This window comes from Kibdelosporangium banguiense, assembly GCF_017876405.1.
GTDB lineage: Bacteria > Actinomycetota > Actinomycetes > Mycobacteriales > Pseudonocardiaceae > Kibdelosporangium > Kibdelosporangium banguiense.
This window is the reverse complement of the sequence record NZ_JAGINW010000001.1, coordinates 9392267-9412460: the sequence shown is the minus strand read 5'-3', so window position 1 is coordinate 9412460 and position 20194 is coordinate 9392267. Positions and strand designations below refer to the sequence as shown.

Here is a 20194-nt window from a genome sequence, read left to right as displayed (position 1 = left end):
CGCGTCAGGCGTTGAGGACCGTGGCGAGAAGCTCCGGGATGGTCACCATCGCCATGTGGCCGGAGCGGAGCGTGGTCACATCCGGGTCGATCCGCTGGACCGACTTCGCCTGTAGGTCGGGCGGGTAACAGTGGTCCTCGGACAGTCGCACATATGTCCGCGGTATCGGGAGCCGGTAGCCGCTGAGGTCGACGGTCTCCGCCAGCAGCGCGGCGGCGTCGTCGACCACGCGGCTGAGGATGAACTGCGACTGCTCCTCGTCGGCGTCGTTGCAAAGCATCGCGCGTGCCGCGTCGGCATCGATGCTGTAGACGCCATCCGTGATGCTCGCCTCCACCGAGGCACGCACTTCCGGGTCGATCTGGTCGAGTACACGTGTGCCGTCTTCTGGTACCACGGCCGACAACAGCACCACTCGCCGGATGCGATCCGGCACCAGCTTCATGACCCGTGGCACGGTGACGCCGCCGAACGAGTGGCCGACCAGGACGATGTCGGTCAGGTCGCGCTCGAGGATATCGGCGGCTACGGCCTCGCCGCAGTCGTCCAGTGTCACGGTGCGCACGTCGGTGTCGCGCCGCTTGCCGCGGCCGGGCAGGTCCACGGCGAGCACTTCGCCGTCCAGCAACGGGATCAGCCGGTCCCAGCAGTCGGCGCCCATGGTGGCGCCGTGGATCAGTACGAACGACATGGGGAATTCCTTGTAGTAGACCAGTTCATGGGTTGGGAGAAGCCGCCGCTCGTCGGTGTGACCGCGCTTCTCGCCGTGCTGAAGCAACCAGCCTTCAGCAGTGGCAGGTGACCTGCCTGCGCGGGTGTCTGTCCACCGCTGACCATGCCCGCCGTCGCCGTGAGTCAGTCATCCGTCCTCCTCGTCGAGGAACCAAACTGAACTCACTTAGACTAACAAGCGGCATGCGAGACGCATAGCGGCAAGCCGGAATTGGTCTGCCGGGTACGGGATTCCGGTGTGTGAGCGAGTTACCTGCTGGTCAACGGGATAAGTGAAGTCATTTCATGACTGGTTGTCATCGGGTGGACAGGCACCGTCAGGCCCATGCGTGCGGCCGATCAATCTATCGAATATTGATGCTTGCTGCGACAGGCGGCCGATCGGGAAGGTGAGTACACCCGAAGGAGGTCCGGATGAGAACCCTCGCACTGGCCGCCGTGCTGATCCAGGTCGCGGTGTTGTTCGCGCCGAGCGCCGCGGCCGAGCCGCTGCTTCCCGCGGACCGGTTCTTCTCCTACGGCCGCGCGGCCACCTACGGCGTCCACATCGGACGGACGGATGTCCCGGTGCGCGACGGCAGCCACCTTGCGTGCGACATCCACCGCCCGGCCGGTCCCGACGGGCAACCGGCGCCGGGCCGCTTTCCGGCGATCGTCTACGACTACAACGCCTATGACCAACTTGAGGCACTCGGGAAGGCCGCGCGGTTCTACGTGACGCGCGGGTATGTCGCCGCGGTCTGCAACGTTCGCGGCTCCGGTGACTCCTCGGGATATCTCGACCCGTTCGGCGCCCAGGAGCGGCGCGACAACTACGACTATCCGGAGATCGACTCCGACGCCCCGGCCGGCCGGGTCACTCTCACGCGCGGCACGCTGGCGGTCACCACACTCTGAGCCTTGACCGAAAGTTTCGATCAAGCACCTTGTCATTTCGGTAGGCGTGCCGCCTTCGCACGTCACGGTCAGCGACTCGGGGCGATCGGGTCAGTGCGCCTGTGCCGAATGACAGCCGACAACATCGCAGGTCTATACGTTTGGGCAATCGATGCATCGGCGGTCGACCCTGGTGATCCCCCGTTGACTGCGGCTGCGGCACTGGCTACATTTGTTCGAAACTTGAGGTGGAACAGCCCGAACTTTTGAGCGTCAACGGTGACGTCGTGGAGGTGAGGCATCCATTTCGGTTGTCGGTCGCCACTTTCTGTGTAGCCGAAGCGCGGGTGCACGCATCGGCAGTTCCTCTTGAAGGTTCGGGAGCGATCTGGCAATCGCACAAGCGGTCATGATCACCGTTGCCCCGTGCTCTGCAGTGAATGCGGGCTTGTTCCGCGACCCCGAATGTTAGCGCTAACACGGCAACACTCCCTGCTGATCGAGATCCTGCGCTCCCGTCCCGTCACGACCAACCCGGGAGGGCGGGGATTGGGCCTCCCTGTCACGCATTTCAGCTTCGTGCGGCCCTGACACCGAAGGAGAACCACCATGAGTTCGATGGGTCAAGCCCCGTCGGCCGTGCCACCACGGACGGCGCCCCACCGTACGGATCGCGCACGGCGTAGCCGTCGGCCACGCGCGCTGATCACCCTGCTCGCGGCCGTTCTGGCGGTTTCCGCGGCGGTCACGCTCAACATCGGCGTAGCGTCGGCGGCGACCGTCGACACGAGCGCCTGGTATGTGTTGATCAACCGCAACAGCGGCAAGGCATTGGACGTTTCCGGTGTTTCCACCGCCGACGGAGCGGGGATCATCCAGTGGGCCCGCCACGACGGAGCCAACCAGCAGTGGCAGTTCGTGGACTCCGGCGAGGGCTACTACCGACTGAAGTCCAAGAACTCCGGCAAGGTCCTCGACATCGCCAACTCCTCGACCGCCGACGGCGGGAAACTCCAGCAGTGGACCGACCTCAACGCGGCCAACCAGCAATTCCGCCTCGCCGACTCCGACGGTGGCTACGTCAGGCTGATCAACCGCAACAGCAACAAAGCCGTGGCGGTGACAGGCTCGTCGGCCGCGGACGGCGCAGTCGTCGCGCAGTACGGCGACTCGAACGGGTCCAACCAGCAGTGGCAACTCGTCCGCCTGGGTGACACCCCGCCGCCCGGCGCGTGCACTCTTCCGTCGACGTACCGCTGGACATCGTCGGGACCGCTGGCGCAACCGAAGTCGGGCTGGGTCTCGCTCAAGGACTTCACCCACGTCGTCCACAACGGCAAGCACCTGGTCTACGCCACGACGCACGACACGGGAACGAGCTGGGGCTCGATGAACTTCAGCACCTTCACCAACTGGTCGGACATGGCCTCGGCCAGCCAGAACGGGATGAACGCCGGCACGGTGGCACCCACGCTGCTCTACTTCGCCCCCAAGAACATCTGGGTGCTCGCCTACCAGTGGGGCGGGACCGCTTTCAGCTACAAGACGTCGACTGACCCCACCAACCCGAACGGATGGTCGGCACCGCAGACGCTCTCCACCGCAAGCATCTCCGGCTCCGGCACCGGACCCATCGACCAGACGCTCATCGCCGACGGCACGAACATGTACCTGTTCTTCGCCGGCGACAACGGCAAGATCTACCGTTCCAGCATGCCCCTCGGCAACTTCCCGGGCAACTTCGGCTCGTCCTACACGACGATCATGAGCGACACGCAGGCCAACCTGTTCGAAGCGGTCGAGGTCTACAAAGTCCAGGGCCAGAACCAGTACCTCATGATCGTGGAGGCGATGGGAAGCAGGGGCCGCTTCTTCCGCTCGTTCACGGCCACCAGCCTGGGCGGTTCGTGGACGCCGCAGGCCGCCACCGAGAGCAATCCCTTCGCCGGCAAGGCCAACAGCGGCGCCACCTGGACCAACGACATCAGCCACGGTGACCTGATCCGCAGCAACCCCGACCAGACCAAGACCATCGACCCCTGCAACCTGCAACTGCTCTACCAGGGACGTGACCCCAACTCCGGCGGCGACTACGGCCGCCTGCCCTACCGGCCGGGCCTACTGACCCTGCAACGCTGACCGACTGACACAACAGGTCCACCTCAGCTGGGTCGCCGCCCTCATCTCTCGCCGGGTGAGGGCGGCGACCCGGCTTTTCGCCGTGCCCGTCGGCCGGGCGGTGTACGTCAAGCTGTAGCGACACCGTGCGGATGAGTCGGGTTTATCGCCGATGAGCTGAGCAGGCCAACCCGGCCGTGCGGCCGTTCGGTCCGCCGAACTGCCTGGAGGGCTCTTGATAAGTCGTATCTATCGTCGGCGCATGCTTGTGTATACATCGGTCATATGGTGCACTGATGTCCGCTGTGTTTCCCTGCTGTTAGACCAGTGTCATACGATGCGATCTTCGCGACCTTATGGGCGCGCGCACAGGAACGTCGAGCGCTGCCGCTTGAAGGTACGCAGGCAGGGCGTTCGTCGAGCATCTCTCCCCACTTGAAGGAGATCCTGTGTTCGCGTCCTCGTCCCCCGCGTCACGGAGACCGGTGTCAGCGTCCGTAGCAGTCGCGGCGTTGACCGCCGCGATGGCCGTGGTGGCCCCTGTCCCTTCCGCTTCCGCGGCTACGACCACTCTCTACGCGTCCCCGTCCGGTACCGGTACCAGTTGCACTGCCGCCGATCCGTGTTCGTTGCCGGCCGCGCAGGCCGCGGTGCGGTCGCTCACCGGCGCGATGTCCGACGACATCGTCGTGGAGCTGGCCGGTGGTGTGTATAGGCTTTCGGCGCCGCTTCGACTAACTGCGGCGGACTCCGGCAACAACGGCCACCGCGTCACATGGCAGGCGGCCGCGTCCGCCCGTCCCGTGATCAGCGGTGCCCGCGCGGTCACCGGCTGGTCGGTCGCCGACTCGGGCAAGAACATCTGGCGCGCCAACGTCGGTACCGGGATCGACACCCGGCAGTTGTACGTCGACAGCGCGATCGCCACCCGTGCGCGTACCCAGGTGAACCGGTCCTTGTTCACCTTTACCAGTGGTGGCATGACTTTCTCCAGTTCTGCGCTGAGTTACCTCAACAGCCTGGCCAACCAGAACCGGGTCGAAGTGGAGAGCGTCAACTCGTTCACCGACCGGTACTCGCCGGTGCAGAGCATCAGCGGGAACGTCATCACGATGCAGCAACCCGCGTGGAACAACAACACCTTCGGGTACGACACGCTCACCGCTCCGCACCGGGCCGGTCCTTTCTACCTGGCCAACGCGTACGAGTTCCTCGACTCGCCTGGCGAGTGGTACGTCAACCCGGGGACGGGCACGTTGTACTACATCCCGTTGGCCGGGCAGAACATGAGCAATGTCAATGTGGAACTACCGGTGTTGCAGTCGCTGGTGAACGTCGGGGGCACGTATGACGCGCCCACGCACGACATCACGTTCAGCGGTATCACGTTCACCGGCACGAGCTGGCTCGGCCCCAGCAGCAACCAGGGGTTCGCCGACCAGCAGACCGGCGCCTACCTGGCGGGCAACTGGAACTGGCTGGCCGACCGGCTGACCTCCTGCCAGAGCGGCTGCCAGCAGTTCGAGGCAGGGCGGCCGTACTGGAGCCAGATGCCCGCCGCCGTACAGGTTTCCGCGGCTCGTGGCATCACCTTCAGTGGCTCTGCGTTCGTCAACCTGGGACAGACGGCGATCGGCATCGGCAATGACGCCAACGCCCACGCCAGCGGAGTCGGTCTCGGCGCGAGCGACATCACGGTCACCGGATCGGAGATCGCCCGCAACTCCGCGGGTGGCTTCGTGGTCGGTGGCGTCCGCGCCGACGCGCACCATCCCAGCGACCAGCGGATGGTCAACAAGAACATCACCATCAGCGACAACCGTATCCACGACCTCGGCCTGGAATACCGGGGCAACGTCTCGGTTCTGACCACCTACGTCACGACAACCGACGTGTCCCACAACGAGGTCTACAACATGCCGTACTCCGGTATGTCGATCGGGTACGGGTGGGGCAGCAACGATGCGGGCGGCAGCAACCACTACGCCAACCGCGGTCTGTACAACTACCAGCCGCGATACTCGACGCCCACGACCGCGTCCGGCAACCGGCTCGTCAACAACTACATCCACGATGTCATGCAGCAGATGAACGACGGCGGCTGCATCTACACGCTGGGGTGGAACCCGAACGCGACGATCAGCGGCAACCACTGCCTGCGGACCAACGGTTACTTCGGCATCTACTTCGACGAAGGCTCGCGGTACTACACCGCGACCAACAACGTGCTCTCCGCCACCGGCACCTGGGCCACCGCGAACTACTGGGGCGGCGAGAACATGGGCAACTGGACCGTCACCAACAACTGGTCGACCAACGGCAGTACCAATGTGACCAATGGCGACCGTGGCAACGTCGTGTCCGGCAACGTCACCGTGAGCAACGGAAACTGGCCGTCCGGTGCCCAGGCCGTGATGGCGAACGCCGGGCCGCGGGGCGGCGGCACTCCTCCTCAGGCCGGCACGATCGTCGGCGGGCAGTCGGGCCGCTGCATCGAGGTCAGTGGCGGGAGTACGGCAAACGGCACCAGGACACGACTCTGGGACTGCAACACGGCCGCCAGCCAACGATGGACCTACACCTCCAGCAAGCAGTTGATGGTGTACGGCAACAAGTGTCTCGACGCGTCGGGCCAGGGAACCGCCAACGGCACCGCGGCGATCATCTGGGACTGTCACGGCGGGACCAACCAGCAGTGGAACGTCAACGTCAACGGCACCATCACAGGCGTGCAGTCCGGGCTGTGCCTGGACGCCAGCGGTAACGGGACCGCGAACGGCACGCTGCTCCACCTCTGGGCGTGCCACGGCGGAACGAACCAGCAGTGGAGCCTGCGCTAAGGCTTCATGCACTGTGGACAGCCGCCCGAACGCACGGTGAACGCACAACGGTTCCCGGGCGTTCGGGCCTCTGCCGACGACCACACCCTGCAACGTCGCACGAGAACGGTCTGTGCCATGTCCACCAACAAATACAAGTTCACGCTGTTCCGGCGCCTGCTCAGTGTGCTGACCACTGTGGCACTCGCCATGAGCTGCGCGCTCGTCAGCGCATCACCTGCCAGCGCCGACACAAGCCAGTTCAGAGGTATGAACTGGGCTCGGAAGGGTGACAACTTCACGACCGGAACCCTTGTCCTGGAAGGGTTGACCGGATCCGACAGCTATCAGACTGTCCGGGCCAAGGCCGACGCCGTCTACGCCAGTATGGCCAACCTGCTCGGCGTCAACACCGTCCGGCTGCCCGTCAATACCCACACTGTCGGCTCGGCTTGGTGGAACGCCTACCGCGGCGCCATCGACGCCGCGACCGGCCGCGGGTTCAAGGTCATCCTCGCCTACTGGGAGGACGGCGCCGCGTCAGGTGGCCGGATCACCAACATGGCCGCCTTCAATTCCATGTGGGACACCGTGGTCGCCCAGTACGGCGGCAACGCACTGATCCACTTCGAACCGATGAACGAACCGCACGGGTACAGCTCGAGCGAATGGCTGAACGTCGCCGCCGGCTGGATCAACGCCCGGCCGTCGATTCCGAAGGGCCGGATTCTCATCGGCGGCACAGGCTTCAGCCAGGACCTCAGGCCGGTGTGCGGTGACAGCCGGTTCACCGGCACCCTGCTGTCGTTCCATTTCTACGCGTTCTTCTACGGGCAACACGATTACGCCGGCTGGCGCGACCTTGCCCGGACGCGCCTGGGCAATTGCGCCTCCCGAGCGGTCGTGACCGAGTTCGGTGCGCCGATGGACACCGGTCTCGACTACGGAAACCCGAGCAGCTCCGACAACTTCGTCCGGTACATCCGTGCCATCACTGACATCATGCGCGACAACGACATGGGCGGGACCTACTGGCCTGCCCTCGGCGGCAAGATCACCGCAGGGCAGACCTACGACTGGTACTCGATGTTCGCGCTTCGCGGCAGCGGCACCGATCTCTCGCTGAGCATCCGTAGCACCAGCGGCGCGGACCGGCTCCGGCACGCCTGGGGTGACGACGGAGGCCCCGGTGTGCCGGCCACCGCCATCACGAACCGGAACTCCGGCAAGTGCGTCGACGTGGTGAGTGCCTCGAGCGACAACGGCGCCGAGATCATCCAGTGGGACTGCCACGGCGGGACCAACCAGCAGTGGGAAGCGCGCCCCGTCGCAGACGGTCACGTCCAGCTCGTTTCCCGGCATTCCGGCAAATGCCTTGATATCAGCGGTGCTTCGACCGCCAACAACGCCAAGGTGATCCTCTTCTCGTGCGGTACCGGAACCAACCAGCAGTGGCTGCTGCGCGACACCGGCGGCCACCTGGAGATCGTCGCTCGCCACTCCGGCAGGTGCCTGGACGTGACCGGCTCCTCGACGGCGAACGGCGCCCGGCTACAGCAGTACGACTGCCGGGGTACCAGCAGCCAGCACTGGAGCCGCTGATACGTCACAGCGCCCCGGCGATCGCGTGATGCCGGCGCTCTCGCGCACATCCTGAAATTTCACGGGTGTAGCCGGCATCAGCCGGGTGACCACCCTGGACCGCATCGTCGCCGCCGTACCACTAACCGGATCCTTCGCTCGCGGCAGGCGACCTCATGTCGCACCTGTCATAGCGGGCGGCGCAGCCCGTCCAGTACGAGGGTGATGACGCCGTTGGCTTCGGCACGCCAGTTGGGGCGGTCGTGGGCCGCGCCGATGCCGTGCAGTGCCATCATCACGGCACCGGCGTCCACGTCGTCGCGAACGGCGCCCGCCTGTATGGCGGCGGCCACCAGGTCGGTGACGGCCTGTTCTAGCGCCCGGCTGCCTTCGGTGAGGGCGCCCGAGCGATCGGCCCATAGCGTGGCCAGCGTCCGGGCGAGGCCTTGGTGGGCATCGATGTGGTCGACCATGTCGCGTAGGAAGGTCGCCAAAGCGTCCGCCGCGGGCAGTGTGGCCTGGAGCTGGCGGGCGTGGTCGTGCAGCGTGGCGACTTCTTCGTGGTAGACCGCCTCGGCCAGTGCTTCCCGGGTGGGGAAGTGGCGGTACAGCGTGCCTGTGCCCACCCCGGCCAGGCGGGCGAAGTCATCGAAGCGCAGGTCGAAGAAGTCTCCGGCGTCGAAGATCTCCCGGGCCGTGGCGAGCAGGGCCTCGCGTTTGCGCTGGGCGTCGGCCCGCAGCGGCTTGTCGGCGGTCATGGGCTACCCCCTTGTTGACAAATGGAGATGACCTCCATATTTTGGAAAGTGGAGATAGTCTCCAAAACGATATCGATCGTACCCCGACGAGGTGCAGTGTGAAGATCCTGATGTTCGGCCGGGGCGTGATCGCCACCATCTACGGCTGGGTCTTGTGGCGCACTCCGACCCCGGCGCCGAGGAGCCGCGTGAGGTCTGCCGGGACACCCTGGCCGAGGCACGACGGTTGGGCATCGCGGTACCGCGGCTGAAAGCGCGGAACCGACCTTCGCCCGTGCGGGGACAGGTCGAGCCTGAATTCACCGAAGTTGTCGGTCCCGGCGGTCCATTGCGGCTCCGTGGTCCGCCGCATCCCAGAGCCAAACCCGGTCGCACCGGTCGACCAACTGCCGTTCACCCACGGCTTTTCGCTGTCCAGCCTCTATCGCCTGTCCGTGCCGTCGTGGAAGGAAAAAGTCATGATTACCGCCGAGAAGCACGAGTTCCCCATGGCCCGTACGTGCCCGTTCGCGCCGCCGCCGGCGTACGAAGAGATCCGCGAAGAAGAGCCGGTCTCGCGGGTTCGTCTGCCCGACGGCGGGTGGGCCTGGGTGGTCAGCCGCCACGAAGACGTGCGAACCGTGCTGAACGACCGGCGGTTCAGCGCCGACCGGCAGCATCCGGACTTCCCGCAGCTGGTCAAGGGCGCGGCGGCGGCCCGGCGGCCGGACGAGGAGCGCACCCTGATCGAGATGGACGCACCCGAGCACGGGCCGGCGCGCAAGGCCGTACTCGGCGAGTTCACGGTGCGCCGGTTGGAGGCGCTGCGGCCGCGGATCCAGGAGATCGTCGATGGGCAGATCGACGCGCTGCTGGCCGGGCCGCAGCCCGGTGACCTGGTGGAATCGCTGTCGCTCCCGGTCCCGTCCCTGGTGATCTGCGAGATGCTGGGTGTGCCCTACGCCGACCATGAGTTCTTCCAGGAGCACACGGCGAAGATGTTCAAGCAGTCGACACCGCCCGAGCAACGGGGGGCGGCCATGGGAGCCATCCAGGGCTACATGGTCGACCTCATCGCGGAGAAGGAAGAGAATCCGCCGGACGACCTGCTCGGGCGGCAGATCGTCGAGCTGCGCGCGGACGGCACCTACCGGCGGACAGCGCTGGCCGGCATGGGCTTCCTGCTGCTCGTGGCCGGCCACGAGACGACGGCGAACATGATTTCGCTGTCGACCGTGGCGTTCCTGCGCAACCCGGAGCAGCTCGCGATGATCAAGGCCGACCCGGGCAACACGCTCAACGCGGTCGAGGAGATGCTGCGGTACTTCACGATCGTCGACGCGGCGGCGTCCCGGCTGTGCGTCGAGGACACCGAGATCGGCGGGCAGCTGATCCGCGCCGGCGAAGGAGTGCTGACGCTCGGTCATTCGGCCAACCGGGACCCGCGGGCGTTCGAGCACCCGGACGAGCTCGACATCGAACGCGGCGCGCGCCACCACGTCGCGTTCGGGTTCGGGCCGCACCAGTGTCTGGGCCAGAACTTGGCTCGGATGGAGCTACAGATCGTGTTCGACACGCTGTTCCGCCGCGTCCCCACGCTGGAGCTGGCGGTGGATGTCGACGAGCTGCCGTTCAAGGACGACGCGAACATCTATGGCCTGTACCAGCTTCCGGTGACCTGGTAGCGGACGAACTGCCATCCCCACCTCAGGAGGACAGGGCCATGAGGATCATCGCGGACACCGGCAGGTGCGTCGGTGCCGGACAGTGTGTGCTCACTGAGCCCGCGCTGTTCGACCAGAGCGAGAACGACGGCACAATCATCGTGCTGAACGAGAAGCCGGAGGGCGAACTGGTCGAGAAGGCCCGGGAAGCGGCACGCGTGTGCCCCAGCCAGGCCCTCTCGCTGGAGGCATGAGTCAGTCCGTGGATGGCCGTACAGCCTGAAACGATCACGCTGATCGGTGCGGGGCGCTGAACGGCACCGTCGACCCCGAGCCCAGGTAGGTCACCATGACACCGGGTCGCCGAGCACGCAAGACGCTCGGCGACCCGGTGCTTTCAGGTCAGCCCTTCGAACAGGGCTGACCGTTGACCGTGAAGGCGGTCGGTTCCGAATGCGGTGGCGTCGATGAGGCGTTGAATCCGGTCTGGACCGAACCGCCGGCCGGGACGCGGCTGTTGTACGACATGGCGGTCGCGGTCACCGCGGCGCCGGTCTGGGTCCAGGCCGCCGACCATCCCTGGGTGATCTTCTGGCTGCCGGGCCAGGTGAACCCGAGCGTCCACGAACTCCACTCCGCGCCGCTGGTGTTGGTGATGGTGATGTTCGCGGTCAGCCCGGTGCTCCACGTGTTCGCCTGATAGGCGATCTTGCAGTACGTCCCGCCGGTGTCCAGTTTGGTGGTCACCGGGACCGCGCCGGAGAGCGCGGACTTGAGATCAGCCCCGTTGCGCGCCTGCACGGCGAACCGATACGCGGTGTTCGGCCGCAGCCCGGTCAGTGTCGCGGACGTGCCGGTGACGGTGGTGACCACGCGTTGGGTGTCGCCCTCGATCGAGATGACGTCGTAGTCCCTGACACCGCTTTCCGGGTCGCTGGACGCGGTCCAGGTCAGTGTCACGCCCGAGCTGGTGACGTTGGACGCCACCGGGGTGCCCGGCGTGGTCGGGGGAGTGTTGTCAGGCGGGGTCGGCGTGCCTGACTTCTCCGCCGCCCAGTTGGCGATCCACGCCAGCGCCGAGTTCCAGTTGACTGTGACCTCGTTGAGCGAGTACGCCTCGATGTGGTCCACAAAGCACTTCTGTGGCTTGCAGCCCTGAAGCATGCGCGCGGCAATGGGGTCCTGCAACCCGCTGTTGGGGCCACCGGAGAGCACGCCGGGCGGCGCGATGGGCAGCGTCGAGTTGAGCTGGTTGGCCCAGTGCCGGTGGTGGACGTTGCGCACCGGCTGCCCGCCGTACCCGCTGACGTAGGAGTAGCTCACCGGGTTGCGGCCGAACAGGTAGTGCAGTGCCTCGAACACGCCCTCGCGGTACTTGGCCGCGCCAGTGAAGTCGTACGCCAACGCGAGCACCGATGCGTTGTTGGCGACCAGGCCGTTCGATCCCCACACGTATGTGCCGTCGGGCTCGCGGTACGGCGCGGGGTACGCCAGTGACGCCATCTGGTTCAGGTGTTTGTCGGCGGTGGCCACGAAGGCCGACTTGATCGCCGAGATGTCCTGTGCCGGCAGGCCGTTGGGCACCAGCGCGAGTGTGATGTCGCCCATCGGGCCGGTGGAGCCCCAGTCGTAACCGCGGTCGGTAACGGACTGTCCCTTGTAGAGGGACGAGCTGGTCACGTCCGCGCGGTAGGATGCCTCGCCGGTGGTCGCGTACATTTCCGCTGCGGCCCAGTAGAACTCGTCGGTCAGCACGTTGTCGCTGTACGCGCCGCCACCGGTGCTGTCGTTCGGGTCGGCGATCTTGTTCGGGTTCGCCTTCGCTGCCGCGTACGCCTTCGTCGCCGCGGCAAGGGCCTTGGCCGAGAACGCCGGGTCGATCGTCTTGTAGATGCGGGCTGACTGTGCCGCGACCGCTGCCATGTTCAGCGTCGCCGCGGTGCTGGTCGCCGACAGCCTGCGGGCCTGGTTGTCCTGATGCGGCAATGTGGGCAGGGCCGTCCAGTTCGCATCATGGATCTTGTGGTGCACCATGCCGTTGGGCGCCTGCATCTTCAGCAGGAAGTCGACCTCCCAGCGGGCCTCGTCGAGGATGTCGGGCACCCCGTTGGCCTTCTCCGGGATGGCGAGCTTGCCGTCGCCGAGTGCGGCGGCGTCGCCGATCAGTTTGGCGCGCTCGTAGGTGTTGAGCACCTGCCACGCTGAAATGCCGCCGTTGACGACGTACTTGCCGTGGTCGCCCGCGTCGTACCAGCCGCCGCGCACGTCCAGTGTGTAGCCGCAGTTCAGATCGGACCGGCAGGGCACGTTGTTGTCGCCTTGGTTGGGCGCGACGTTGAGGTGGCCGGCAGGCCGCGCGTACGTGGCGCCGACGTACTGCGCGTCGATCGCGATACCGCTGCGCTGGTGGTAGAAGAACGCCAGCGAGTCGTACCGCAGTTTCTTGATCGGGTTGGCGGAGATGTCGAACGGGAAGCTGGTGTCCGCGCCGACGGCGAGTGTATAGCCCGTGCCCGCGGTGTCATAGGAGGAGAAGTCGATCAGGTGCACCGAGTCCCCGGACAGCGTGTCGACGCCCTTCGGGGTGGTCCGGCCAGTGGCGACTGTCGCACCTGCGGAGTTCTTCAGCGTCCACGTCTGCGCGGCGGTCGCGTTGGACACGAGGGTGGCGTGCTTCGCCAGGCCTGGTACGTACGCGACCTGATCGACCTGGACCTTTTTGGTCGGTGCGCCTGGACCTCCGGGCGGGATCACGCCGCCGATCAACGAGATGTTGTCCACGCAGATGGTGTTGCCGGCCGCACGGCCGCCGAGCTGGAACGTGATCTGGCCGTTGCCCGCGTCCGGGAAGTCCAGCCCGGAGGTGAACGTGAACGAGTACCGCTGCTTGCTCGTGGTCAGCTGAAATTCCTGCCGCGCGATCGCGCGGTACGGGCTGACCCCCTCGCCCGCGTTGGCCGCGACCGGCTGGGGCGTGGTGGCGTAGGCGTCGAAGGACATTGTGTACTGCTGCCCGGTTTCGAACGGCACGCCGTTCTCGCCGATCAAGGCGTCCCAGGGGTTGGTCGTGCCGCCGGTGACCGACGCGCACAGCTCGCCGTTGGCGACGCGGTTGGTCACTCCGGTGCTCGCCCACCACTGGTCGGCCGTGCCGGCGCTGAAGGTGCCATTGACAATCCGTTCGTAGTTGGCAGCCTGGGCGGTGCCGGTGGCGAGTGCGCCCGTGACGGCTACCAGGGCGAGGGTTGCGGTGGCGTGGCGGCGCCAGCGGCGAGGGGCAAGAGATCTCATCGGACTGGGTCTCCTCCGTCTGCTCTGACGGTCGGCATTGCTTCTGGGAGCGCTCCCAGAAACATAGGGTGACCCAGCGCGACCGCACAAGAGCAGGCTTGCGGAAGGTTCAGCCGAAGACGCGGCGCTGAATCTCCCTGCGGTAGTCCTTGAGAGTGTTGTCCAGGTGCACAGCGGCGGCCTGGGCCGCCGCTTGCGGATCGCCGTCGCGGATCGCCCGGTAGATCGCCGCGTGTTCCTCGATCGCTTCCTCGGCGTGGCCGCCGACGGTGCCGCTCAGGCCGATGGCGCTGGACTGGCTCTGCAATCGGCGGGCCTCGCGCACCGAAGCCACCAGGAACTCGTTGTGCGACGCCGCGGCGATGCCGAGGTGGAAGTCGTCGTCACCGCGTTCGAACAGGGCAGTCTGCCCGGTCAGGTGGCCCTCGCGGCAGGTCTCGGCAGCGGCTTCGATGGCCCGCAGTTCGGCGGGCGTCGCGCGGGTCGCGGCCAGCCGGCTCGCTGCGGTCTCCTGGACCTGGCGGAACTCGAAGAGCATGTAGATGTGGTCGAGGTCGGTGGGCAGAAAGAAGCCGCCCCAGCGGGCCGAACCCAGCATCCCGTCGTCGTTCCCGACGTAGAGTCCCCGGCCTTTCTGGGCCTTGACCCGGCCGATCGCCGACAGCGTCTTGACCGCTTCCCGGACCATGGTGCGTGAGGCACCCAGCCGCTCGGCGAGTTCTTTCTCGGTGGGCATCCGGTCGCCCGGCTGCAGCCGCGACTCGGCGATGAGTTCGAGGATCCGTTCAGCCACCAGTTCGTAGCCGGGTTTGTACGAACCGGCGTCCTGTTCCCGCGTGGAATCGCTGGTACTGGCCGGAAGGGACGTGCTGTCCACCTGCATGCCTCCTACAGTGCGGGACCGCCGAGCAAGAGCATGGCTCATCAGTCGGGGCCGGTTAGACCGTACAACTGCGGTCTTGACGTGCTCACCTGGCGGCGGCAGTTGGGTGCGCACGGCTGAGAAGATCGGGCGATTAGTCAGGCTTATCTCTTGACGTCAGGCCTCCTGATCGTTGTTATGTGTGATCTAAGGGTCGAAATTCTCCCCCCACGGTGACCGATAGGTTTAGACAACACGGCGATTGTACGTCTTTTGGTCAGGGTAAGTCATACACATGCTGGCAGCTTTCGCCCGTGACGCTTCGGCTGGCCGGGCGCCACAACGTAGTGGAGTAGCTCATGACGAAGGCCGATGCTGGCGGCACACGAAGTCGGGGCAGTGGCCGGTGGCGGGTCGCGTTGCCGGCGAGCATCGCCGCACTCGTCTTGGCCGGGTGTGGTAACAGCGGCGGGACTGCCAGTCCCCAGAACGAGTTCAAGCCGGTGGAGCAGACCGGCGGCAAGCTGACGGTATGGGTGGATTCCACACGCCTGGCCGCCGCACAGCTGTACCAGAAGCAGAACCCTTCGGTGCCGATGGACATCGTCACGTACGACGGTGACGCCAACGGTTCGAACTACCTGCAGACCAAGGTGAGTCTGTTCAACCGGACCGGCAGTGGCTGGCCTGATGTGGTCTTCAGCTCGCAGAACAACGAGGCCACCTGGGCCGTGCAGGCGAAGTTCACCGCACCGCTGAACAAAGGGCTCCTCCCGCAGCAGGTTCTCGACGGCTGGGCGCACGGTGCCAACGACCCATGCATGGTCGACGGCACGCTTTACTGCCTGCGCAACGATCTGTCCCAGACCGTGCTCTGGTACAACGCGTCCCTGATGCAGCAGTGGGGTTACCAGGTTCCCACCACCTGGGACCAGTACGAGGACATCGGTAAGAAACTCGCCGCCGAACACCCTGGCTACCTGGTGGGTTCCGCGGGCGACACGTTCACCCCGGAGATCTACCTGTGGGCCGGCAAGTGCGGCGCCAACCAGATCACCGGGCCCAAAGCGGTCACCGTGGACACCACCAGTGCGACCTGCACCCGGATGGCGTCGCTGCTCGACACGCTGATCACGAACAAAACGCTGTCCACAAGCAGCGTGTTCAGTTCGGACTTCGGCAAGAACTACGCCGACAAGATCCTCATGATGCCCGGCCCGGCGTGGTACGGCGGTGCGCTCTTCCAGGAGGCGTTCAAGGTTCCCGCGGGCCAGATCGCGGTCGCCCCGATGCCGCAGTGGTCCGGCGACGACAAGCCGTCGGTCGGCAACGTCGGCGGCGGTACCTGGCTGTTGTCCGCGCACAGTGCCAACCTGAAGGCCGCCACCGACTTCCTGACCTGGGTGACCACCTCGGACGACTATCAGGGCAAGCTCGCACCGGGCTACCCGGCACACGCCCCGGCGGCCAAGACGTGGCTGGCGAACCAGGCCACCTCCAAGTACTACGCCAACGACATCGCCGCGCCCCTGCAGGCCGCCGCGGGCCAGGTGTGGCCAGGGTGGGGTTACGGGCAGTTCAGCCAGGAAGCGATCTGGGCGGCGACAGTCACCCCCGGTCTCAACGCCGGCAAGTCCATCGTGTCGATGCTTCCGGACTGGAAGACCGCGATCGTCAACCATGCGCGGTCCGACGGCTATCAAGTCAATCAGCAATGAGCTCGCCGCCGGCCGGCAGGGTGCGCTGGCGCGTCCGCGCCGGCCACGCTTTCGTCGCCCCCTATGTCGTACTACTCGTCGCCTTCGGTGTCGTACCGACTGGTTACGCGTTCTACTTCGCCTTCACCGATTCCGGCGACACCTTCGCCGGGTGGGAGAACTTCGTCACGGCCGCGAGCGATTTCCGGTTCGCCGCGGCCGTCGGGCACGTCGCGCTCTACCTGCTCTTCTGGCTGGTCACGCTGGTGATGTTCGTGGTCGGGCTCGCACTGTTGCTGCACCGCGTGCGCTCCCGCGTCATCAGCAGGTCCTTGCGTTTCCTGTACTACATCCCCGGCGCCCTGGCCGGCGCGGCGAGCGTGCTGGTCTGGCTGTTCCTGCTCGACCCGGCCGTCAGCCCGATCGCCTTCCTGTTGCGTGCGTTCGGATTCGACACCTTCGGCCAGGTGGTCGCGCCGGAGCACCTGCCGGTCCTGTTCACGCTCATCGCGTTCTGGACCGGCGCGGGCGGGTGGATCGTGGTGATGTACGGGGCGTTGAACAACATCTCGCCGGACATCATCGAGGCGGCCCGGATCGACGGCGCGGGCGCCTGGCAGACCGCGCGGCGCATCCAGCTCCCGTTGCTGCGCAAATGGATCGTCTACATGGTGATCCTCGCGTTCGCCGGCGGGACGCAGCTGTTCGTCGAGCCGCAACTGCTGTCGCAGGCGAGTGTCGGGGTCGCCGGCCGGGACTACTCGCTCAACCAGCTCTCGTACGACTTCGCCTTCCAGAACAACAATGTCAACACCGCCGCAGCCATCTCGGTCGAGCTGTTGCTGATCGCGCTCGTCGCCGCGGGCCTGTTCGTCACGAGATCGAGGTTCTTCGATGCCGACTGACGTGCGGCAGCCCGTCCAGGCCCGCGACCCTGCCACCGCGCAGCGTCCCGTGGGCGCCCGGTCCACGCGCCCACGCCGCGGAGTGCCGAACCCGTTGTCCGCGGCGGTCCTCGCGTTGTTCCTGCTGTTGTTCACACTTCCGGTGCTTTGGCTGGTGCTGGCCGCCACCAAGACCGACGACCAGCTCGTGCGTGACCATCCGCTGTCCTTCGGATCGTGGCAGGCACTGCTGGCCAACTGGGAGGCGCTGACCGCGTTCCAGGATCGCGTGATCCTGCAGTGGCTGGGAAACTCCGCGCTGTACTCGTTCCTGGCCCTCGCGATCACCTTGTGCGTGGTGATCCCCGCGGGATACGCGCTCGCACTGACCGAGTTCCGTGGCAGACACACCCTGCTGGTGGCCACCCTCGTCGTGATGCTCATGCCCAACGCGACGCTGGTGGTGTCGCTCTTCCTCGAGCTCAACGCGGTCGGCTTGATCGGCTCGATGTGGTCGATCATCCTGCCGTACTCGTTCTACCCGTTCGGGGTGTATCTGGCGTACATCTTCTTCAGCACCGCGCTGCCCAGGGAACTGCTGGACGCCGCCAGACTCGACGGCTGCTCGGAGTTCGGTGTGTTCCGCCGCGTCGCCCTGCCGCTGGCCGCTCCGGTGGTCGCGCTGGTCGGGTTCCTCAGCTTCGTGTCCAACTGGACCAACTACTTCCTGCCCTACGTCCTGTTGCCCGCCAGCGACCAGTTTCCGGTCCAGGTCGGGCTCGGCGAGCTGCTCAACAACGTCCCCCAGTTCAATCCGACCGTCGGCGAGCTCGCGGTCCAGCGCCCGCAACTGGCGCTGGCGACCCTGCTGGCGATCGTCCCGGTACTCGTGGTCTTTCTTTTCTCCCAACGATTCCTCGTAGCCGGGATGCTCGCCGGCGCGACCAAGGAGTGAACGCCCCCGCCCTGGAACGGAGAACTCCGGATGCATCCCGTCATCACCGCCTCGGTGCCCCTGCTGGAGCCGCCGGACTGGGCGATCTCCCAGCGTGCCCTGTTCGACCTGCTCGACCACGCCTGGCGCCAGTTCGAGCACGACTTCACCGGTCCGGACGGGCAACTGAACTACCAGGCCTGGCTCACCTCGCGCGACGGCGTGGACGATTTCTACGAGACGTTCTTCAACTGGCCTCAGCTCTACCTGCTCGGCGGGGCCGACGACCTGCTGGCCGCGTCCGAATGGCACTGGGAAGGGGTCACCCGGCAACTGGCCGGCCTGGGCATGCTTCAGGACGAGTACGAACGTGGGTACGACTGGTTTCACCAAGGCGAAAGCCTGCTGATGCTGTACTTCCTGTGCATGGCGGCGCCTGGCCGCTGGGTCGGGCGGGCGTTGCGCTTCGCGGAGCTCTACGTCGACCCGGCGCACGGCAACTACGACCCGCAACAGCGCATCATCCGCCGGCCGCACAACGGCAGCGATCCCCTGCGGGAAGGACTCTTCGACGGCGAGGCCTATCCCTGGTTGCCCCAGGAAGCCCGGATGTACGGCTTCCCACTGGACTGGGTGCTGGCACCGGGCACCGGCCAACCGGAACGCGACCGTGACCCCAGGCTGGGCGAGGAGATGCGCCGGCGGATGGCCGTCGGGGACACCGCGATCAATCTGGCGGCTGCCGGCCTTGTGCTCAACGCCTGGATACTGTCAGGCCTGCCCCGGTACCGGGACTGGATCGCCGACTATGTGGGCGCATGGCGCAAACGGGCCGACGCCAACGGCGGCATCATCCCCGACAACGTCGCGCCCGATGGCACGGTCGGCGGCCTGATGGACGGACGCTGGTACGGCGGGCACTATGGCTGGTCCTGGCCGCACGGCTGGTACAGCGTCGGGCAGGCCGCGACGATCGCGGCGCTGGCCGTGGTCGCGGCCACCGGCGACGAGTCCTTTCTCGACCTCGTTCGATCCACATTGGACGAAATCGTCGCGCAGGGCAAGACCATGGCCTTCACCGAGGCGGACTCCAGCCTCCAGTCCCGGTGGATCGTGCAGCTGGGCGATGACATTCGTACGTCCACCCTGCATGTTCCGCTCCGGTACGCCGACCACGGCTGGTTCGACTACAACCCGATGCTGATGGCGATTCCCACGGCGTTGTGGCATCACTCCGCCGCGCCCGCCGATCAAGAGCGCATCGAGCGGCTGTGTGCGGCCAGCGGTCACGACTGGCGCACCGTGCGATCGTTTCGCAGCAAGGAGGAGGCGGGTCACGAGGAGCCGTGGCTCGCCTTTCTGGCCGGGGACAATCCCGGATACCCCGAGCGGATCCTGGCCGCGGCGCAGGCCCAGGTGCGCCACCGGCTGGCCCGGATGGAGCGCTACGGCGGCACGGATGTGTCCGAGCCGGACATTCACCTGTGGCAACAGTCCAACCCGGTGGTCACCGAAGCCCTCGTACAGCTGACCTGGGGTGGCCCGCAGGTCATCTACAACGGAGGCCTGCAACAGGCGCGGGTGCGCTACTACGACGCCCGGGACCGGCGGCCTGGCCTTCCGCCTTCGGTGGCAGCGCTCGTGTCCAGCATCGAACCGGAGGCGACCACAGTCGACCTGATCAACCTCGATCCCGAACACGGCCGTTGCGTCATCGTGCAGGCCGGGCCGTTCGCCGAACACACCATCCGCTCCGCGCGCTACACCGTCTGCGCGGACTCGTCCTGGCTCGGCGACCTCTACGACTACGGACACAGCCAGCCGGCAGTGACAACAGCGTCCATCGATGTGGGCGGCCCATGGCTCGGAGTGGAACTGCCGCCCTCCACCCGCATCCGCCTGACGTTGTGCCTCGGCCTGCGAGACCGGCAGCCGTCCTATCGCACCCCCTTCGACGATCCGAGCACCAATGGACTTTGAGCTGATCAGGAAGGAGTAG

14 protein-coding genes are annotated in these 20194 nt (G+C 66.3%); 10 read left to right on the top strand and 4 right to left on the bottom strand.

The window, feature by feature from the left end:
• Positions 1-4 precede the first annotated feature (4 nt).
• Positions 5-691: an alpha/beta fold hydrolase gene (locus JOF56_RS42715; protein WP_209645273.1), complete on the bottom strand. Its 687-nt coding sequence runs from the start codon at positions 689-691 to the stop codon at positions 5-7.
• Between the two features lie 455 nt (positions 692-1146).
• Here JOF56_RS42715 and JOF56_RS42710 point away from each other — a divergent pair, with 455 nt between their 5' ends.
• From JOF56_RS42710 to JOF56_RS42695, 4 genes are all read left to right on the top strand, one after another.
• A complete protein-coding gene (locus tag JOF56_RS42710) occupies positions 1147-1629 on the top strand; it encodes a CocE/NonD family hydrolase (protein WP_209645272.1) in 483 nt (160 codons plus the stop codon).
• A 597-nt stretch (positions 1630-2226) separates the two neighbouring features.
• Complete coding sequence (locus tag JOF56_RS42705; protein ID WP_372448402.1) at positions 2227-3747, top strand: non-reducing end alpha-L-arabinofuranosidase family hydrolase; 1521 nt, start codon at positions 2227-2229, stop codon at positions 3745-3747.
• A gap of 464 nt (positions 3748-4211) precedes the next feature.
• Positions 4212-6566, top strand: coding sequence for a ricin-type beta-trefoil lectin domain protein (locus JOF56_RS42700; protein ID WP_307855505.1), 2355 nt, complete (start codon positions 4212-4214; stop codon positions 6564-6566).
• A gap of 117 nt (positions 6567-6683) precedes the next feature.
• Entirely contained in the window at positions 6684-8147 is a 1464-nt protein-coding gene (locus JOF56_RS42695) for a ricin-type beta-trefoil lectin domain protein (RefSeq protein WP_209645270.1), read from the top strand.
• A 167-nt stretch (positions 8148-8314) separates the two neighbouring features.
• Here the strand turns inward: JOF56_RS42695 and JOF56_RS42690 are convergent, their stop codons facing one another.
• The gene (locus JOF56_RS42690) at positions 8315-8884 is read right to left on the bottom strand and encodes a TetR/AcrR family transcriptional regulator (protein ID WP_209645269.1); all 570 of its coding nucleotides are present in this window, start codon (positions 8882-8884) and stop codon (positions 8315-8317) included.
• Positions 8885-9342: 458 nt separating this feature from the next.
• On the opposite strand from JOF56_RS42690, the gene JOF56_RS42685 reads away from it, so the two are divergent.
• Positions 9343-10548: a cytochrome P450 gene (locus tag JOF56_RS42685; protein WP_209645268.1), complete on the top strand. Its 1206-nt coding sequence runs from the start codon at positions 9343-9345 to the stop codon at positions 10546-10548.
• 38 nt (positions 10549-10586) lie between these two features.
• Positions 10587-10781, top strand: coding sequence for a ferredoxin (locus JOF56_RS42680; protein WP_209645267.1), 195 nt, complete (start codon positions 10587-10589; stop codon positions 10779-10781).
• Positions 10782-10929: 148 nt separating this feature from the next.
• Here JOF56_RS42680 and JOF56_RS42675 read toward each other — a convergent pair whose 3' ends face one another.
• Positions 10930-13818: a glycoside hydrolase family 9 protein gene (locus JOF56_RS42675; protein ID WP_209645266.1), complete on the bottom strand. Its 2889-nt coding sequence runs from the start codon at positions 13816-13818 to the stop codon at positions 10930-10932.
• 109 nt (positions 13819-13927) lie between these two features.
• A complete protein-coding gene (locus JOF56_RS42670) occupies positions 13928-14695 on the bottom strand; it encodes a FadR/GntR family transcriptional regulator (protein WP_307855504.1) in 768 nt (255 codons plus the stop codon).
• Positions 14696-15039: 344 nt separating this feature from the next.
• Between JOF56_RS42670 and JOF56_RS42665 the strand changes: the two genes are divergently transcribed.
• Genes JOF56_RS42665 through JOF56_RS42650 form a run of 4 tightly spaced genes read left to right on the top strand, consistent with a single transcriptional unit; the run spans position 15040 to position 20175 of the window.
• The gene (locus tag JOF56_RS42665) at positions 15040-16398 is read left to right on the top strand and encodes an ABC transporter substrate-binding protein (RefSeq protein WP_209645265.1); all 1359 of its coding nucleotides are present in this window, start codon (positions 15040-15042) and stop codon (positions 16396-16398) included.
• The gene (locus tag JOF56_RS42660; protein ID WP_209645264.1) at positions 16395-17282 is read left to right on the top strand and encodes a carbohydrate ABC transporter permease; all 888 of its coding nucleotides are present in this window, start codon (positions 16395-16397) and stop codon (positions 17280-17282) included. The genes JOF56_RS42665 and JOF56_RS42660 overlap by 4 nt, the downstream gene beginning before the upstream one ends.
• The gene (locus JOF56_RS42655) at positions 17272-18216 is read left to right on the top strand and encodes a carbohydrate ABC transporter permease (protein ID WP_209645263.1); all 945 of its coding nucleotides are present in this window, start codon (positions 17272-17274) and stop codon (positions 18214-18216) included. The genes JOF56_RS42660 and JOF56_RS42655 overlap by 11 nt, the downstream gene beginning before the upstream one ends.
• A 30-nt stretch (positions 18217-18246) precedes the next feature.
• Positions 18247-20175, top strand: a complete 1929-nt coding sequence (locus JOF56_RS42650) for a DUF8034 domain-containing protein (RefSeq protein ID WP_209645262.1) — start codon at positions 18247-18249, stop codon at positions 20173-20175.
• The last annotated feature ends 19 nt before the right edge of the window (positions 20176-20194 follow it).

Coding starts and splice junctions, on each gene's coding strand:
- JOF56_RS42715 (WP_209645273.1), bottom strand. CDS start 691: ATGTCGTTCGTACTGATCCACGGCGCCACCATGGGCGCCGACTGCTGG.
- JOF56_RS42675 (WP_209645266.1), bottom strand. CDS start 13,818: ATGAGATCTCTTGCCCCTCGCCGCTGGCGCCGCCACGCCACCGCAACC.
- JOF56_RS42665 (WP_209645265.1), top strand. CDS start 15,040: ATGACGAAGGCCGATGCTGGCGGCACACGAAGTCGGGGCAGTGGCCGG.
- JOF56_RS42650 (WP_209645262.1), top strand. CDS start 18,247: ATGCATCCCGTCATCACCGCCTCGGTGCCCCTGCTGGAGCCGCCGGAC.
- JOF56_RS42685 (WP_209645268.1), top strand. CDS start 9,343: ATGATTACCGCCGAGAAGCACGAGTTCCCCATGGCCCGTACGTGCCCG.
- JOF56_RS42710 (WP_209645272.1), top strand. CDS start 1,147: ATGAGAACCCTCGCACTGGCCGCCGTGCTGATCCAGGTCGCGGTGTTG.
- JOF56_RS42680 (WP_209645267.1), top strand. CDS start 10,587: ATGAGGATCATCGCGGACACCGGCAGGTGCGTCGGTGCCGGACAGTGT.
- JOF56_RS42690 (WP_209645269.1), bottom strand. CDS start 8,884: ATGACCGCCGACAAGCCGCTGCGGGCCGACGCCCAGCGCAAACGCGAG.
- JOF56_RS42705 (WP_372448402.1), top strand. CDS start 2,227: ATGGGTCAAGCCCCGTCGGCCGTGCCACCACGGACGGCGCCCCACCGT.
- JOF56_RS42695 (WP_209645270.1), top strand. CDS start 6,684: ATGTCCACCAACAAATACAAGTTCACGCTGTTCCGGCGCCTGCTCAGT.
- JOF56_RS42660 (WP_209645264.1), top strand. CDS start 16,395: ATGAGCTCGCCGCCGGCCGGCAGGGTGCGCTGGCGCGTCCGCGCCGGC.
- JOF56_RS42655 (WP_209645263.1), top strand. CDS start 17,272: ATGCCGACTGACGTGCGGCAGCCCGTCCAGGCCCGCGACCCTGCCACC.